This window comes from Paenibacillus apii, assembly GCF_011043685.1.
Taxonomy (GTDB): domain Bacteria; phylum Bacillota; class Bacilli; order Paenibacillales; family Paenibacillaceae; genus Paenibacillus_AQ; species Paenibacillus_AQ sabinae.
The window spans coordinates 255,178-271,893 of sequence record NZ_JAAKGU010000007.1 but is presented as its reverse complement, the minus strand read 5'-3'; the positions used below and the strand labels follow the sequence as shown (position 1 = coordinate 271,893).

Below are 16,716 nucleotides of genomic sequence, written 5' to 3'. Positions count from 1 at the left end.
AACTCAGCAGTGGTTTTTTGTATTTTGCCGGGAAGCTCTATAATTTAGCGGTGGATTTCATAAAACCTTCGGTAGATTCATAGTTATGGTATGAGACGAATCATAACGATTAATCGGACAGGGGATGATCTGCATGGCAGCGACGGCGGAAGAGGTATTGCAGCAGGAACGCGATATGGAGCTTGATTCATTTTCGGCGGAGGATGCGTTCACGCTGGGGATGAATGTGCTGGACATAGCCGGTGAACAAAGCAAAAGTCTCGTCGTTTCAGTTAGACGCAACGGAAAGCTGTTATTTTATAAAGCCGGACCCGATACAGTAATTGATCAGGATGATCGTATCCGGAGAAAGACGAATGTGGTGAATCTGCAGGGCCACAGCTCTTTCTATCTTTTTCTGAAGTATGAGGGAGATGAACAGGCCTTTTGTCAGGCCAACAGTGTTAAAGCCGAGGATTATGCCCTGTATGGAGGCTGTTTTCCGATTAAGCTGCGAAATAAGGGGATGATCGGAACGGTGGCGGTTAGCGGGCTGACCGCGGAGGAGGAACATATGTTGTGTCTGAATGCTATCTCCCTGCTTAGGCGGCAGCAATATGAGGGTGAAGCATCGTCCGCCAAATGATTAAACTTGGGGATATTGCTCATACGACCGGCAGCTCCGGAATAGGAGCTTGGCCGGTTTTTTGTTATGTGCTCCTGTGCAGTCTGCTACTAAGAGTTGCTTTTTTAGCAGAAGGGGCTATACAGTATAAAGAGATTGGGTTTTTATTGGAAAAATTACCGCATGTGAACAGGAGTATGTTATGGACAAGTCAATGACTCTCGTATGGGAGGAAACTCAAAAAGTCTACGCCAGCGACACGGATTTTCGGGCGGGAGGCAAGCTTTCCTATATTCTCGATATTATGCAGCACGCAGCCGATTCGGCCGTTGCCGATATGGGAATCAGTCTGGAAGAGATGCTGGGGATGAATATGGGATGGATGCTGATGACTTTGGATGTGCAGATTGGCCGCCCTCCCCGGCAAGGAGATCAATTAGCGGTTCACACTTGGTGTAAAGGAACGAAGGGCCCGTTGTGGCTAAGGGATTTCCGGATTTTTGACGGACAGGGCTCTGAGGCGGTGTCGGCAAGGTCGGTATGGGCGCTCGTCGATACGACTAAACGGAAGATTTTGCGGCCGAACGTATTCCCGGCAGAAATTCAGTTCTATACCGGCGATTCGGTAGGAGATATTCCCGAAAAAGTCGTCATTCCTCAAGACATTGCGTTAACCGAGGCTTACCGGTATCAGGTCAGATACAGCGGGCTGGATAATTACGGACATTTGAATAATGCACGCTATGGAGACTTATGCAGTGATGCGCTTCCGTTGGCTGTTTTTGAAAAGAAGCAGCTGCGGCGCTTCCGGATTACGTACTTGCAGGAGGCGACCTATGGGGAAGAAATGATAATTCAGGTGTCGCCGGAAACGAGTGAAGGATTTTATGTGCGGGGGCTAGGAGAAAATAAGGTGTATTTTGAAGCGAATCTGGAGTTCGATTCCGAATAGGGAGTGTCAATAAGGGCGGCTTATTCTTACCGGTGAGTGAGAGGAAGCCGTTTTTTTAATGTACGGAATAGAAGATGCCCCGATAAAGGGGCCGATAGGCAACTAAACGGTACGATTGTTCCCGCCCCTTCCCATAATGGTATAATAGTCCGGTATATGGAAAGGAGCGAGCTATGAAAGTATTGGTACTAGCGGAAAAGCCGTCGGTGGCGCGCGAAATTGCGCGGGTGATGGGCTGCCGGGAGAAGCAGAAGAGCTATATGGAAGGACCGGAGTATATTGTGACCTGGGCGCTCGGCCATTTGGTAGGTCTGGCGGAACCCGAGGATTATGACCATAAATTTGCAACCTGGGCGCTGGAAGACCTGCCGATCCTGCCGGACCGGATGAAGCTGAAAGTGCTGCGGGAGACGGGCGGGCAGTTCAAGGCGGTTCAGCATCTGATGAAGCGTCAGGATGTTGGAGAGCTTATTATCGCGACGGATGCGGCCCGCGAAGGGGAACTGCTGGCGAGGTGGATTATGAACATGGCCCAGTGGAAAAAGCCGTTCCGGCGGCTGTGGATCTCCTCCCAGACCGACAAGGCGATCAAGGAAGGCTTCGCGTCGCTGAAGCCGGGCCGGGAATTCGACCGGCTGTACGAGTCGGCGCGCTGCCGCGCAGAGGCCGACTGGATGGTCGGCCTTAATGTGACCCGGGCGCTGACCACGAAGTTCGGGGCTCCGCTCTCGGCGGGCCGCGTACAGACGCCGACGCTCGGCATGATCATGGACCGGGAACGGGAAATCATGAATTTCCGGTCACAGGAATTCGATACGCTGGTCGCGGACTTCGGGAATTTCCTGGCACAGTGGAGAGCAAGCGGGGGAGACGGCCGGATTTTTGATAAGGACAAGAGCGCCGCGTTGGCCAAACGCCTAGAGGGACGGAGCGGCACGCTGACAAAGGTGCAAAAAAGCGAGAAAATCGAGCCGCATCCGCTCGCTTACGATTTGACCGAGCTCCAGCGGGATGCGAACCGCAAATTCGGCTTCTCGGCGAAGCAGACGTCGAGCGTGCTTCAACGGCTCTATGAGCAGCATAAGCTGGTCACGTATCCCCGGACGGACAGCCGGTATTTGACCGCAGATATGACCGGGACGCTGAAGGAGCGTCTGGACAGCGTAGCGGTAGGTCCTTATGCGGCGTTTGCCCGTCCGCTGCTGCGGAGGCCGCTGAATATTACGAAGCGGATCGTCGACGACAGCAAGGTGAGCGATCACCATGCGATTATTCCGACAGAGCAAACGGTTCTGCTGAACCAGCTCAGTACGGAAGAGCGCAAGCTGTACGACTTGATTGTGCGCCGGTTCATCAGCCTGTTCTATCCCCCGGCCCGTTACGATTCGGTAGCCGTAACGGTTACGGTGGACGGCGAGACCTTCACGGCCAAGGGCACCACTGTCAAGGACGCCGGCTGGCGCGAAGTCTACGGCGGCGACCTCAGTACGGACGAGGATGAGGAGTCCGGAGGAGGCGAGGCGGAAGGGCGCGGCGTTACGCTGCCGGACCTGCGGCAGGGCGACACGGCAACGATTCGCCGCTGCATGCTGCGCGGCGGCCGGACGCAGCCGCCGGGACGATACAGCGAGGCCGCGCTGCTGACGCAGATGGAGAAGCACGGCCTCGGTACGCCGGCCACCCGGGCGGACATTATTGAGAAGCTCGTATCGTCGGATACGATCGAGCGGCAGGGCAATGTCCTGCATCCGACCGGCAAGGGCAAGCAGCTGATCGAGCTGGTGTCTCCGCAGCTCCACACGCCGGACCTGACGGCCCGCTGGGAGGCCGAGCTGGAGCGGATTGCCCGCGGCCAAGGGAAGCCGGAACCGTTCCTGCAGGGCATTCGCGGCATGGCGAAGGAACTAGTCGCGGAAGTCAAGAACAGCGGCGCGGAGTACAAGCCGCATAATGTTTCGAGCAGCCACTGCCCGCAGTGCGGCACGCGGCTGCTGGAGAAGAAATCGAAGCGCGGCAAGCTGCTTGTCTGCCCGGCGGATGACTGCGGCTATACCCGGGCCGGAGAGAAGCGGCTGTCGAACCGCCGCTGCCCGCAGTGCCATAAGAAGATGGAGCTGAAGGAAGGCAAAGCGGGCCTGTTCGTCCAATGCCTCGGCTGTGGAATTACAGAGACCGTGAATAAGGACAGCAAGCATATGAACAAGCGGGAACAGCAGAAGCTGGTGAACCAGTACAGCAAGCCAGAGAGCATCGGCACAAGCCTCGGTGATCTGCTCAAAGCGGCCTTGGAAGGCAAACAAGAGGGGAAATAAAGGCCGGATAAGCCGATAAAAGCACGAATCGGAATATGAAGGGCTAAGGGTTTTATAAGAAGTCAAGACGGGAATCCCGTTCAACGGCCAAGCAGGAATGAGAAAACTCCCGGAAAAGCGGGTGGGGTTGCCCACGGCTTTACCGGGAGTTTTTTTGCAGCCAGAATGGTTCGTATGTCGATACGCCTCAAGCGGATTTATTCAAAATGCTCCAATACGATCTTCCCAACCGTCCGGCCCGTTTCGATCATGGCATGCGCTTTGCGCAGATTGGCGGCGTTGATCGGCTTCAGTATGTCGGTCAGGGTGGTGCGGATCACTCCGGAGTCGATCAGGCGGGCGGTTTCATTCAGCAGCTCGTGCTGCTTGATCATGTCCGGGGTCTGGTACAGCGAACGGGTGAACATCGTTTCCCATGTGAAAGTGGCGCTTTTATTTTTGAGCAGGTGCAGGTCAAGCGGCTCCTCGGTTTCGACGATCGAGCAGATTGCCCCTTGCGGAGCAATGGCTTCGGCCATATGCTCCCAGTGCTGTACCGTGGCGTTCAGGCATAAAATATAATTGGCATGCGAAAGCCCGACCGCGTTCATTTGAGCAAGGAAAGGCTCGTAATGGCTGATAATATAATCGGCTCCGAGGCCCTTGGCCCATTCGGACGATTCGGAGCGGGAAGCGGTACCGATCACGGTCAGCCCCGCATACTTGGCCAACTGAATGGCAATGGAGCCGACGCCGCCGGCGGCGCCGATAATAAGCAGCGTTTTGCCGGCATTCTCTTCCTGGGACAACGGGATGCCCAGACGTTCGAACAGTGCCTCCCATGCGGTAATCGTCGTCAGCGGAAGCGCGGCCGCCTGGGCAAAACTGAGAGAAGCAGGCTTGTGCCCGGCAATGCGTTCATCGACAAGATGATATTCACTGTTCCCGCCCGGACGGTCGATGGCGCCTGCGTAATACACCTCGTCTCCCGGTTTAAACAGCGTGCAATCCGGTCCCGTCTGCTCCACGATGCCCACGACATCCCAGCCGAGCACCTTTGGCGATAATTCCGTCTTCGCTTTGGGAGCGCGAACCTTGACGTCGACCGGGTTGACGGATATGGCGCCTACCTTGACGAGCAGATCCCGGCCGGCGGGAACCGGCTTTTCGATTTCAAGATCAATCAGGCTCTCCGGCTGTGCGATATCCAGATACTTGTACAATCCTACGGCCTTCATCGTTTGCTTGCTGTTGTTCATATGCTCTCCAGCTCCTTGATTCATTTTTGGGTAGGCAAAAGTAAAAAAATGTCCTATGTTTATATTAAACAAATGGTTACAAAATAATAAGTACGCACATTAATGTGGTGTAGTATCGAAATTGATACCAAGGAGGATTGGCATGCGAAACCAAAAGAACGGATACGGCGAATGCTCGAATGACCAGGGCTGCCCAGTTGAATATACGCTGGATGTAATCGGGGGAAAATGGAAAGGGGTTCTGCTCTATCATCTGATCGGAGGAACCAAAAGATTCAGCGATTTCAGACGAATCTACCCGGACATTACGCAACGAATGCTGACCCTGCAGCTGAGAAAGCTGGAAGAAGACGGCGTGATCCACCGGGAGGTGTATCATCAGGTGCCGCCCAAGGTCGAATATTCGCTGACGGAGTTCGGCCGGACGCTGGTTCCGATTATTTTGCTGATGCGGGACTGGGGTGAGGTGTACAAAAACCGACCCCGGGCACAAGGCGGACAAGCTTCCTTCCCGGACGTAACTTGACGCCAACCAAGCGGCTTGAGCGATGAGAAAGACCGGACCACCGGTGATTTGGAGGAGGGCGCTAGTTGGTTTTTTGCCTGAAAGGGTAATATAATAGAGGTATAGGACGGCAGGAGGAGAGGAGCCGGGAATGGTCAATATTGTGGTGCTATGGTTTGCAGTAATCAACATTATCGGCTACATCGTCATGTCGGAGGACAAGGATAAAGCTCGCGGCAGAAAGGAACGTGTACCGGAGAAAACGCTCTTTTTGCTGGCGGCGATCGGAGGAGCTCTCGGCGTGATGACGGCGATGTACCGCAGACGCCACAAGACGCGGCATCTATCCTTTGTCATTGGAATTCCGGCACTGGTGCTTCTGAACGTCCTGATGTACAGCTATTTTTTGCAATAAATCTTTCATTAGGCAGGACAAATTGGAAAAAGAGGTGGCGTACATGTTATTCTCTAAAATCTTGCTCGCCTATGACGGTTCGAAAGCCGCCAACAAAGCGTTGGATCGCGCGGTTGAATTGGCCAAGGTAACGCCGGGGTCCTCCCTGCATGTCGTACACGCATTTGAATTCCCGCGGTTCTTTATCGGGGAAGCTCTCGCGCCTCTCCCGGCTTCGGTCAACAAGGATTATTACGATTTGGCGGTGCAGACGACAGAAGAAGTGAAGCGGCGGCTTGCGGATGAAGGGCTGAACGCGAAGGTAGAGCTGCTGCAGGGGGCACCTGCGGAGACGATTCTGAAATACGCCAAGGATCAGGCGGTGGACGTGATCGTGATCGGCAGCCGGGGCCTCGGAGGCATTCGCGAGTTCGTGCTCGGCAGTGTCAGCCACAATGTGGTGCAGAGTGCGCGGATTCCGGTCCTCGTTGTAAAATAAATAACTTTTCGTCAAAAAGGGACGCTTCGGCGTTCCTTTTTTTAACTATGAGGATATAACATCCCCGTACTTGCGAAAAGAGGCATGGAAACGAGTCTCTGCTCTTTTCGCGTTACGGTTCTATCGAGTTATTTACAAATTAACGATGATGTCTTCCAGTTTCCGCTTCGGCACATGATGAACGCCTTGTTCGTCACGCCAGTATTTGATATCCTGCGGGTCCGTCACTTCTTCAAGGACAACAACTTCCTTCGGTTTGCCAAGCGCAATAACCAATATAACCTCGTATCGCTCCGGAATATGCAGCGCCTCTGTTAAAGCCTGCTTATTGCTTGCGCCGAACATGCAGCCCCCGAGGCCCTTCTCACAAGCGCCCAACAGGATGCTTTGACAAGCGATTCCATGATCCCAGAAATGGTTGGCGCTTATCTCCTTGTCGCCCAGCACCACGATATAAGCTGAAGGCCGCTCGCCCTCCCCCGGTCCATCCCAGTCCGTCAAATAACCCGCCCATCTCAGATGCGGAAAGATTAGGCTGTTGTTCTCATCATCATGAGAAAGGAGGTACTTCAGGGATTGCAAATTGCCGCCGCTCGAAGACAGGCGCGCCAGATCAATCAGTTCCTCCAAAGTTTCCCGCTCAATTTTAACATCCTCATAAAATCTTCTGTACGTTCGGTTTTTCTTGACAAGCTCCTTAATCACACTCGACAACCTCCATTTTAGCGGCTCCATGTTCAGTCTGAATGATCGACGGCTTTTAGCCGCCGTAAAGAACACTTTATACTCTTAGTATTTCTATCAGTATACCATGTTCCATTTAGGCTGGAATCTATTTCATTACAGAAAAAATTGCCCTTGCACTTTGACAACCTCAATCCGTTCTTCAATGGAGAGACCTCCGCGGATCAAGCAAATCTCCCGCAGCAAAGCGCCAAACATAGAAAGATCCTCCACCAAGCCATCCATTCTAAGGTTGCCCCGTATCTTCAGCCGGGTTAAGGCTTCCAGACAAGCCTTTGTTCCAATTTGCTTAGCCCCAGCGCATCGGTGCATTTGGCGAGCGATTCGGTAAAGAGCGTTACACCCTAGGAATCATTTTATCCGCGACATGCTGTTGCGACAAATCAAGCGTTTCCCCCAAATATATAAGTCTTTGTCCTATGGTTTCCATCGAATCATTCCCGGAAATGAATCTCGTCCATATGATTGAATATAACTAAATAGCGCTAATTATAATAAAATAGATTCAAATAAAGCAAAAAATATTTAAAATACTTAATATTAAGCGAGGAATTAGCAGTGTAAACCTATACTGGACGGCTACCAGCAATCTGGGTATTGGTCCCGATGTAAAATTAACATCCTGCACCGGATATGTCATGAGCAACTGATGATTGCTGATCCATCGCAACGCTTTTTGAACTGATGACATCTGTGCCGGTTCCCAGAATGCCGGCGATCAGCACCTTTCCGGCCCGTACGGGGGCCTTCACCCGGAGCTCTTTGACCAGCCGCATCCATTCGCCCATCCGTTCCTTCGGCAGAGGTCCGCTGGAGCGGACGGGCAGCCGCTTGCAGACACCGCCCTCAATAGAGACCGTCGTGGTCACTATGCGGGAGGGACAGAGGGTCTCGTCATGGGCATAGCGCTTCCCCCGCTCGCAGGAATACCCGGAGATATAGGTTACCACCCGGTCCAGCGAATACACGTCAAGGGCGCATTCCTTCGGGCAGACAATACAGGTAAGAGTGCTCTGCTTCATCATCTGGCCACATGCCTCCTGTCTGGATGATCCGGATCAAGCCCTGTCCGCCGCTGCCGGTCAAGGATGAAGCTTGCCGCGGAGCGTCCGGCCAACCTTCCCTGGATGGTGACATAATCGGCCAGACTGTGGATGGACACCGAGTTCCCGCAAGCGAAAATTCCCTCGGCGCTTGTCTGCATCCGCTCATCGACATCCAGTCCTTGGTTGTCTTCGTTAATTGCAATGCCAGCTTGCAGAGCCAGCTCATTCTCAGGGATCAGACCGACGGAGAGAAGCAGTGCGTCGCACGGGATCAAGGTTTCCGTCCCGGCAACGGGCTCCATGCGGCTGTCCACTTGCGCAATCCGGACTCCTTCGAGTCGGTTCTTCCCGATCACGGAAGTGACGGTATGGCCGAGAAGGAGGGGGATGCCGAAGTCGTCCAGGCACTGAATGACATTGCGGCGCAGACCGGAAGGGGCGGGCATGGCTTCGACAACAGCGGCAACCTCGCTGCCTTCAAGCGTCAGCCGGCGGGCCATAATCAGGCCGACATCGCCCGATCCGAGGATTACGACTCGCTTGCCGATGCGATAGCCTTCCAGATTCATGAAACGCTGGGCGCTGCCGGCGGTCAGGATTCCGGCCGGACGGTCGCCCGGGATGCCAATGGCTTCCCGGGTCCGTTCCCGGCAGCCGGTCGCCAGCACGAGCGCTTCCGCCTCAATCTCCATATATCCGTCGGTATCATTGACGGCCGTAACCGTTCGCCGATCCGTTATTTCAAGCACGGTTGTGTCCGTCTTGCACACAATATCCGACTGCCCTATGGATTCGATGAACCGTTCGGCGTATTCAGGTCCAGTCAGCTCCTCTTTGAACAGATGCAGCCCGAATCCGCTGTGTACGCACTGCTGCAGAATCCCGCCTAATTCCCGCTCCCGTTCCAGCAGGATAATGCGCTGAATCCCCCTTTTTCTCGCTTCCAGCGCGGCTGCCAGTCCCGCAGGGCCTCCGCCGATGACCGCAAGCTCAAACCGTTTCATGCACGGCCTCCCTTCCGCCTCTTTAAGGCATTGAATCAGACAAAAGCGCCGACCCGTTATTTTCGTATAATACCTGTTCCATTCTCCGGTCCAGCTCTTCGGACAGCAGGCTTACAACCTTCGGCCCGCAAAAGCCGCCCTGGCATCTGCCCATTCCCGCTCTCGTCCGGAGCTTGACGCCGTTCACGGAGCGCGCTCCAGGCATACGCCCGATAGATTCACGGATCTCGCCTTCAGTGACCTGCTCGCACCTGCATACGATGCGGCCGTAGCCGGGGTGCTGCTGAACCCACTGGTTTCTCTCGCCGTAAGGGATGGACTTGAAAGAGACGATGCCGCGGCGATGCGGAACAAAGGCGGGGCTGCGTTCAAGCGTAAGCCCCATTCGCCCGTATATCGAAGCAACCAGACCCGCGATGTGGACGGCGATTGCCGGAGAGCAGGTCAAGCCGGGGTTGTTGATTCCGGCGGCATGGATCAGCCCGTTCATCACTTCCGATTCCCGGATCAGAAAATCGCCGGCGCTGCATTTGGCCTTTAGTCCCGCGAAAGAGCGGATCACCTGGCGCTCCGGAATGCGCCGTGAAATTTTATGAGCCGATTTCATCAGCTTTTCCATTTGTCCGGCTGTTGTTTTCTTGCTTGTGCGGTCTTCGGTTGGCTCCATGCTCGGCCCGATCATTACGTTGCCGTGGAGAGTGGGGATGAGGAAGACGCTTTTTTCTTTCTCGGACTTGCAGTGGGCTACGATGTGGCTGATCTGAAACTTGGCGCTGCGGTCAAGCACGGCATATTGCCCCCGCTTCGGCAGGATGGAGAAAGACTCCGAGCCCGCCATGCGGTTGATTACGTCCGTATTGATCCCTGCACAGTTGATGACGGCTTTCGCTTGCAGTGATCCGGCGGCAGTTTCCACCGCGATTCCGTCCGGAAGGGGCGCAAGTCCGGTCACTTCCGTATTCAGCTTGAACTCCGCGCCGTTCGCGGCGGCGTTCTCCGCCAGTGCGAAGCACAGCTCCCACGGATCGACGATCCCGCATCCCGGATTGAGCAGAGCCGACCGCAACCCTTCATTCAGGGAAGGCTCGCGCAGCAAGGCTTCTTCTCTGCCGAGGATGCGAACACCGGAAATGCCGTTGGAGACAGCACGTTTGCGAAGCTCCTCAATGGCGGCATCGTCTTCCTCGTCGAATCCGGCAATCAGCATATCAACGGGCTTGAACGCAACATCAAGCTCCCGGCACAGATCTTCGAACATCTGCCTGCCCTGCAGAGTCAGGCGGCCCTTCAGCTTGTCCGGCCGAGCGGTGTGACCATTGTAGACAATGCCGCTGTTGGCCTTCGTCGCGCCGCAGGCGATTTCATTATTTTTCTCAAGCACGGCAATGCGAAGCTTATATTTGGACAGCTCCCTGGCAACCGCGGTTCCCACAATGCCTGCGCCTATGATGACGATATCGTACATGCGGTCCTTCCTCCTTTGCCTTAAGTTAACTGGTGATTTCAATCTTGCTTGCCATACAATGATAAGAATCGCTTGTCCATCGCCGAAAATAACAGTTCAGGCAGGATACGGGCTCGTCCGTCACCCATTCCTCCTCTACATCGGGGCGGAAGGAGCCGCAGCGTGATGCTTGTTCCGCAGCCTTAAGGCTTAACGATAAAAAGGGATCGCGTTCGCTCCCGGTCATTGGCCGATCCTCTGAAGCAGATGAATCTGCTGCTTGGAGCAGGTCTGCCAGACGGGCGTTTGCCCCGCAGTTTCCAGCCGCTGAACCGGAATGACCGCCCGGCCGTCGTACAAGACGGACTTCACCATATTTCCGAGAACTACGGTGGCCTCCCCGTCCAGAACGTCTCCGTCAAGACTCCGGATTCCGTCAACTCCGGCAAGGGTGCAAAGCTCGGCGGCAGTAAGAAGGGTTCCAGGCTCTCCGACCTTATGCTTGTCTTTGAACGACCCGTCATTGCCCCCGAGGCGCAGTCCCGCTCCGGCCATCGCTCCGATTATCCCTTGTCCGGTACCGCCGTGTTCCGACAGGTGAATGCCAAGCTCCGCTGCCAGCGCGTATGCGCCATCCTTGTCCAGCACCTCCCGCTTGGCAAGATAACCGTAGTTAATTAACCTCTCAGGGCCCTCAAGCCGTTCCGGGACGACGACGCAGAGGCCGGGATCGGCTTCCGGCTCGCTCTCCGTTTCCAAATGCCTGGCTCCGAAATCAATGACAGCGTGAAGATACTGAGGATCGATCTCCGCTTCGAAGCACATTGAACTGTTGTGCGAGGTGTAAGGAATGTCCTCATGCAGCAGCAGCTGATGCCGGGTAATTCTGCCGGAGGCGCCCCAGCCGTTCGCCTTGATGGCACGGGCTATATTTTTGGCCAAATCTCCGGTTCCCTTTATTCCTTTGGTTGTAAAGTTGTCCGTATCGTCAATACTCACCAATATTCGCATAGGGTTCTCGCCTTTCATGATTATTATCATCTAATTATATCTAAATATATCTTAATATATTTAAATATGAATTATATCAGCAAACGTCTGCCCCAGAAGCGATAGGAAGCAACCGACACAATAATGTAATAAATATTCCATTATATAAGGAAGCATTTCTCACAAGCCTTTTAAGGGAGGCGGGTCCAACTTCTTCAGGATATGGACATGCTTTGGAGAAAGACATTCGGGATAGAGCACAGTAATTCTGTCAAAAAGCGAACATTTTACCGGGAGCCTATGATAATGTTCGTGTTTAAGTTGACATACGGTGTAGGGGGTTGTTAAACTGAAGGCATAAACAGCTCGTATAAATCCGGGGATAGGGCCCGGAAGTTTCTACCCGGGAACCGTAAATTTCCGGACTACGGGGAATTGAAAGACATCAGGCGACATCGCTTGCGGCCCGTCCGTCAGAAACGATGCTGTCCTTTTTTCTGTCGCTCCTTGAGGGAAATAGACGGAAAATGTCTAATCTTTCCTCCGTAGTCCGAAATTCCCGCAATATCGTTAGGGAATCGGGCTTTTTTTGTGCGAATTATGGAAAACTATAGAGAAATGGGTCAAGATAGAAACTGGAGCTGATTAACCATTCATGAACGGAAGGCAGGTTGAACAATGTCGGTGCAGGTAGCTGTCATCATGGGCAGCAAATCGGATTGGGAAACAATGCAGCATGCGTGTGCGGTGCTGGAAGAGCTTGAGATATCCTATGAGAAAAAAGTGGTGTCCGCCCACCGCACGCCGGATCTCATGTTCCGCTTTGCGGAGGAGGCCGCGAACCGGGGCATCCGCGTCATTATCGCCGGCGCCGGAGGCGCCGCGCATCTGCCTGGCATGGTCGCGGCGAAGACGATCCTGCCGGTTATCGGCGTACCGGTGCAGTCGAAAGCGCTGAACGGGCTGGATTCGCTGCTCTCCATCGTGCAGATGCCGGGAGGCATTCCGGTCGCGACAGTGGCGATCGGCAAGGCCGGCGCGGTCAATGCCGGGCTGCTGGCGGCCCAGATCATCGGGGCGTTCGATCCCGAGGTGCAGCGCCGGGCGCAGCGGCGCCGGGACGCCATCCGCGACGAAGTGCTGGAAGGTAGCGACGATCTATGAGCGGCGGAATCAGCGGAGGTGCGGATATGCCGGAGCGTAAGGCTCAGCCGCGAACGCTCCGGCCGGGATCGACCGTCGGCGTGCTCGGCGGCGGGCAGCTCGGGCGCATGATGGCGCTGGCCGGCAGCGCCATGGGCTACCGCTTCGTGGCGTTGGACCCGGCGCCGGATGCGCCCTGCGGGCAGGTATCGCCGCAGATCGTCGCGGCGTACGACGACATCGACGCGGCGCGTGAGCTTGCGCGCCGCGCGGACGTGATCACGTACGAGTTCGAGAACGTCGACGCGGGCGTGGCCGCGGTGCTGGCGGAGGAATCGTACGTGCCCCAGGGCAGCGCGCTGCTGCACACGACGCAGCACCGGCTGCGCGAGAAGGCCGCCATCGAGGCTGCTGGCGTCCCGGTAGCCCCGTACCGCAAGGTGGCGAGCCTTGCGGACCTTAAGGCGGCCGCCGCGGAGCTCGGCCTGCCGGCGGTGCTGAAGACCGTCACCGGAGGATATGACGGTAAGGGACAGGCCGTCCTCCGCCGGGAGGACGAGCTGGAGGACGCGTTCCGGCGGCTAGCGCCGGAGCGGGCCGGCTCGGCCGCTTCGCTGCAAGGCGGGCCGGCAGCAGGAGACGCCGGCTTCACGGGAGCGGAGGAGGACGCCCCGCTGGTGATTGAGAAATTCGTGCCGTTCCGGTGCGAAATTTCGGTCATCGCCGCCCGCAGCCCGCGCGGCGAGGTGAAAAGCTTTCCAGCAGCGGAGAATATTCATGTGAATAACATTCTCCACCTGTCCATCGTCCCTGCCAGGGTGCCGGAGGCCATCCAGCGCAAAGCCCGCGAGCTGGCGGAGAAGCTCATCGCGGGGCTGGACGCTGTCGGACTGCTGGCGGTGGAGATGTTCGTCACCGGGGACGGCGAACTGTTCGTCAATGAACTGGCGCCCCGGCCGCATAACTCCGGCCACTACACGATGGATGCCTGCGCTACCTCGCAGTTCGAGCAGCATGTGCGGGCAGTATGCAATCTGCCGCTTGGCGACACGGAGCTGCTGACCCCCGCCGTCATGGTCAATGTGCTGGGCCAGCATCTGGAGGGTGCAGTCGGACGCTTTTGCACCGATGATGAAGAGGCCAATCGGCTTGGAGTCATCCCCAAGCTTCATATATATGGCAAGACCGAGAGCAAGACCGGCCGCAAAATGGGCCATATCAACCTGCTCTGCAAGGACACGGCGGATTCGCTGGCCTGGGTGGAGCAAACTAACCTTTGGAGGAACTGAAATCACATGATCGAACGTTACAGCAGACCGGAAATGCGTGCAATCTGGACCGAAGAAAATAAATTCAAAGCCTGGCTCGAAGTGGAGCTGTGCGCATGCGAGGCGTGGGCGGAGCTTGGCGTCATCCCGAAAGAGGATACGGTCAAGCTGCGGGAGAACGCGGAGTTCAATATTGACCGCATCTATGAAATCGAGCAGGAGACACGCCATGACGTTATCGCGTTTACGCGCGCGGTATCGGAGAGCCTCGGGGCGGAGCGCAAATGGGTGCATTACGGCCTGACCTCCACCGATGTCGTTGACACGGCGCTTGGCTATCTGCTGCGCCAGGCCAACGAGATTTTGGAGAAGGACATTGTGAATTTCATCGAGATTCTAAAAGACAAGGCGGTTGCTTACAAAGATACTCCGATGATGGGCCGCACGCACGGCGTACACGCCGAGCCGACAACGTTTGGACTGAAGATGGCGCTGTGGTACGAGGAAATGAAGCGCAATCTGGAGCGGTTCCGCCATGCCGCAAACGGCGTGCAATTCGGCAAAATCTCCGGCGCGGTCGGCACCTACGCCAACATCGACCCGTTCGTGGAGGAGTTTGTCTGCCGCAAGCTGGGCACAAGCCCCGCACCGATCTCGACGCAGACGCTTCAACGCGACCGGCATGCCGAGTACATGGCGACGCTGGCGCTGATCGCGACTTCGCTCGACAAGTTCGCGACCGAAATCCGCGCTCTGCAAAAGAGCGAGGTGCGCGAGGTCGAGGAGGCTTTTGCCAAAGGACAAAAAGGTTCATCGGCGATGCCGCACAAGCGCAACCCGATCGGCTGCGAGAACATTTCCGGCCTGTCCCGGGTCATTCGCGGACATATGATCACCGCCTACGAGAACGTGCCGCTCTGGCATGAACGCGACATCTCGCATTCCTCGGTGGAACGGGTTATTCTCCCGGATGCGACGATGCTGCTTAACTATATGCTGAACCGCTTCGGCAATATCGTGAAGAACCTGACCGTATTCCCGGAAAATATGAAGCGTAACATGGAGCGTACCTACGGTGTGCCGTTCTCCGGCCGCGTTATGACGAAGCTGATCGACAAAGGCTTCAGCCGCGAACAAGCTTACGACACGGTGCAGCCGCGCGCCATGCAGGCTTGGGAGACGCAGAAGCATTTCCGTGAGATCGTTGAGAATACGCCGGAAATCACGGCGGTGCTTAGCCCTGATGAGATCGCAGACGCGTTCAATCCGTCGTGGCACCTCAAAAATGTCGATACGATTTTCCGTAAGCTGGGCTTGATCTAAACTCATTTCTTCAAGGGAGGAAAGACCATGACACACCCTGCCGTATCGACTGCGGTGGATTTGATCGACGCACCGCTGCTGTATAAAGGCAAAGTGCGCGAGCTGTACGATTTGGGAGAGCATATGCTGATCGTCGTGACCGACCGGATATCCGCGTTCGATTATGTGCTGGAACCGGCGGTGCCGGAGAAGGGCAATGTGCTGAACCGGCTGAGCGCGTTCTGGTTCGGCCAGACGAAGGACCTGCTGGAGAACCATGTCGTGCATATCGATGTTGACCGTCTCGGAAGCATTGCGAAGGAGCCGGAGCTGCTGAGGAACCGCATTATGGTTGTGCGCAAGGCGCAGCGGATCGATATGGAATGCGTCGTTCGGGGCTACATCACCGGAGGCGGCTGGCGTCAGTATCAGGCGACCGGCGAAGTGAACGGCATCAAGCTTCCGGAGGGTCTGCGCAAGAACGGGCAGCTTCACGAACCGATCTTCACCCCGGCGGCCAAGAACGACGTCGGACACGACGAGGACATTCCTTTTGCCAAAATGCAGGAGCTGATCGGCGAAGAGCTGGCGAACGAGCTTAAGGAGAAAAGCCTGAAGCTGTACGGATTCGCACGAGATTACTGCGCGGAGCGCGGCATTTTGCTGGCCGACTGCAAATTCGAGTTCGGTATCTTGGATGGCAAGGTCATCCTGATTGACGAAATTTTTACGCCGGATGCTTCCCGTTTCTGGGCCAAAGACAAGTACGCTCTGGATGTTGAAATCGACAGCATGGACAAGGAGCCGGTGCGGGCTTATCTCGCTTCCTCTTCCTGGGACAAGAACAGCACGCCGGACCCGCTTCCGGAGGAAGTCGTTGCCGAGACGAGCCGCCGCTACCTGGATATTTACCACCGGATTACCGGTCATTCGCTGAACTGATTTTTTGGATATTTGGATATTGGGAAATTCAATATAAATTAAAATGCTTAACGGCATGAACATTTAGGAGGAACGACAAGGGTATGTTAAAAGCGACGGTATATGTCACCATTAAAAAAAGTGTGCTTGATCCCCAGGGTGTAGCTGTACAAGGGGCGCTTCATTCTGTAGGCTTCCAGGAAGTTGAAAGTCTGCGCATCGGCAAGTATATCGAACTGACTCTGGATACGAACGACCGTGAAGAGGCCGGCAAACGGCTTAAGGCAATGTGCGAGAAGCTGCTCGCAAATACGGTAATCGAGGATTACCGATACGAATTGGAGGCGTGA

Annotated in this window: 18 protein-coding genes and 1 riboswitch; of the genes, 11 read left to right on the top strand and 7 right to left on the bottom strand. The window is 55.5% G+C overall.

All coding sequences use genetic code 11. From position 1 onward, the window contains the following. The first annotated feature begins 133 nt into the window (after positions 1 to 133). The 3 genes from G5B47_RS16550 (at position 134) to G5B47_RS16540 (ending at position 3,868) form a co-directional block, all read left to right on the top strand. Positions 134 to 625 carry a heme-binding protein gene (locus tag G5B47_RS16550; RefSeq protein ID WP_165100177.1) on the top strand — a complete coding sequence of 164 codons (492 nt, stop codon included), beginning with the start codon at positions 134 to 136 and terminating at the stop codon, positions 623 to 625. A gap of 181 nt (positions 626 to 806) precedes the next feature. Continuing rightward, complete coding sequence (locus G5B47_RS16545) at positions 807 to 1,556, top strand: acyl-[acyl-carrier-protein] thioesterase (protein WP_165100174.1); 750 nt, start codon at positions 807 to 809, stop codon at positions 1,554 to 1,556. Positions 1,557 to 1,729: 173 nt separating this feature from the next. Then, positions 1,730 to 3,868 carry a DNA topoisomerase III gene (locus tag G5B47_RS16540; RefSeq protein WP_165100171.1) on the top strand — a complete coding sequence of 713 codons (2,139 nt, stop codon included), beginning with the start codon at positions 1,730 to 1,732 and terminating at the stop codon, positions 3,866 to 3,868. A gap of 197 nt (positions 3,869 to 4,065) precedes the next feature. Here G5B47_RS16540 and G5B47_RS16535 read toward each other — a convergent pair whose 3' ends face one another. Beyond that, positions 4,066 to 5,106, bottom strand: coding sequence for a zinc-binding alcohol dehydrogenase family protein (locus G5B47_RS16535; protein WP_235957195.1), 1,041 nt, complete (start codon positions 5,104 to 5,106; stop codon positions 4,066 to 4,068). A 142-nt stretch (positions 5,107 to 5,248) separates the two neighbouring features. On the opposite strand from G5B47_RS16535, the gene G5B47_RS16530 reads away from it, so the two are divergent. The 3 genes from G5B47_RS16530 to G5B47_RS16520 all read left to right on the top strand — a co-directional run bounded on the left by G5B47_RS16530 (position 5,249) and on the right by G5B47_RS16520 (position 6,504). Beyond that, positions 5,249 to 5,632: a winged helix-turn-helix transcriptional regulator gene (locus G5B47_RS16530; protein ID WP_165100168.1), complete on the top strand. Its 384-nt coding sequence runs from the start codon at positions 5,249 to 5,251 to the stop codon at positions 5,630 to 5,632. Positions 5,633 to 5,762: 130 nt separating this feature from the next. Then, entirely contained in the window at positions 5,763 to 6,026 is a 264-nt protein-coding gene (locus tag G5B47_RS16525; RefSeq protein ID WP_165100165.1) for a DUF1294 domain-containing protein, read from the top strand. A 43-nt stretch (positions 6,027 to 6,069) separates the two neighbouring features. After that, positions 6,070 to 6,504, top strand: a complete 435-nt coding sequence (locus tag G5B47_RS16520; RefSeq protein ID WP_025333131.1) for a universal stress protein — start codon at positions 6,070 to 6,072, stop codon at positions 6,502 to 6,504. A gap of 132 nt (positions 6,505 to 6,636) precedes the next feature. On the opposite strand, the gene G5B47_RS16515 is transcribed toward G5B47_RS16520, so the two are convergent. The 6 genes from G5B47_RS16515 to G5B47_RS16490 all read right to left on the bottom strand — a co-directional run bounded on the left by G5B47_RS16515 (position 6,637) and on the right by G5B47_RS16490 (position 11,753). Then, positions 6,637 to 7,209, bottom strand: a complete 573-nt coding sequence (locus tag G5B47_RS16515; protein WP_165100162.1) for a nitroreductase family protein — start codon at positions 7,207 to 7,209, stop codon at positions 6,637 to 6,639. A 653-nt stretch (positions 7,210 to 7,862) separates the two neighbouring features. After that, positions 7,863 to 8,273, bottom strand: a complete 411-nt coding sequence (locus tag G5B47_RS16510) for a DUF1667 domain-containing protein (protein ID WP_165100160.1) — start codon at positions 8,271 to 8,273, stop codon at positions 7,863 to 7,865. After that, a complete protein-coding gene (locus tag G5B47_RS16505; RefSeq protein ID WP_165100157.1) occupies positions 8,270 to 9,298 on the bottom strand; it encodes an NAD(P)/FAD-dependent oxidoreductase in 1,029 nt (342 codons plus the stop codon). Before G5B47_RS16505 ends, G5B47_RS16510 begins: the two co-directional genes overlap by 4 nt. A 22-nt stretch (positions 9,299 to 9,320) precedes the next feature. Beyond that, entirely contained in the window at positions 9,321 to 10,763 is a 1,443-nt protein-coding gene (locus G5B47_RS16500; RefSeq protein WP_165100154.1) for an NAD(P)/FAD-dependent oxidoreductase, read from the bottom strand. 25 nt (positions 10,764 to 10,788) lie between these two features. Further along, positions 10,789 to 10,989 (bottom strand): hypothetical protein, encoded by a 201-nt coding sequence (locus G5B47_RS16495; RefSeq protein ID WP_165100152.1) that lies wholly within the window; start codon positions 10,987 to 10,989, stop codon positions 10,789 to 10,791. Then, positions 10,986 to 11,753 carry a hypothetical protein gene (locus tag G5B47_RS16490; RefSeq protein ID WP_165100149.1) on the bottom strand — a complete coding sequence of 256 codons (768 nt, stop codon included), beginning with the start codon at positions 11,751 to 11,753 and terminating at the stop codon, positions 10,986 to 10,988. The genes G5B47_RS16495 and G5B47_RS16490 overlap by 4 nt, the downstream gene beginning before the upstream one ends. A gap of 325 nt (positions 11,754 to 12,078) precedes the next feature. Continuing rightward, positions 12,079 to 12,180: riboswitch (purine riboswitch) on the top strand. Positions 12,181 to 12,410: 230 nt separating this feature from the next. Between G5B47_RS16490 and purE the strand changes: the two genes are divergently transcribed. The 5 genes from purE (at position 12,411) to purS (ending at position 16,716) form a co-directional block, all read left to right on the top strand. Continuing rightward, positions 12,411 to 12,896, top strand: coding sequence for a 5-(carboxyamino)imidazole ribonucleotide mutase (gene purE, locus G5B47_RS16485; protein WP_165100147.1), 486 nt, complete (start codon positions 12,411 to 12,413; stop codon positions 12,894 to 12,896). 26 nt (positions 12,897 to 12,922) lie between these two features. Next, the gene (locus tag G5B47_RS16480; protein ID WP_165100144.1) at positions 12,923 to 14,164 is read left to right on the top strand and encodes a 5-(carboxyamino)imidazole ribonucleotide synthase; all 1,242 of its coding nucleotides are present in this window, start codon (positions 12,923 to 12,925) and stop codon (positions 14,162 to 14,164) included. A gap of 6 nt (positions 14,165 to 14,170) precedes the next feature. Continuing rightward, complete coding sequence (purB, locus tag G5B47_RS16475; RefSeq protein WP_165100142.1) at positions 14,171 to 15,466, top strand: adenylosuccinate lyase; 1,296 nt, start codon at positions 14,171 to 14,173, stop codon at positions 15,464 to 15,466. Between the two features lie 27 nt (positions 15,467 to 15,493). Further along, complete coding sequence (locus G5B47_RS16470; protein ID WP_165100139.1) at positions 15,494 to 16,387, top strand: phosphoribosylaminoimidazolesuccinocarboxamide synthase; 894 nt, start codon at positions 15,494 to 15,496, stop codon at positions 16,385 to 16,387. A gap of 83 nt (positions 16,388 to 16,470) precedes the next feature. After that, positions 16,471 to 16,716, top strand: a complete 246-nt coding sequence (purS, locus tag G5B47_RS16465) for a phosphoribosylformylglycinamidine synthase subunit PurS (RefSeq protein ID WP_025333142.1) — start codon at positions 16,471 to 16,473, stop codon at positions 16,714 to 16,716.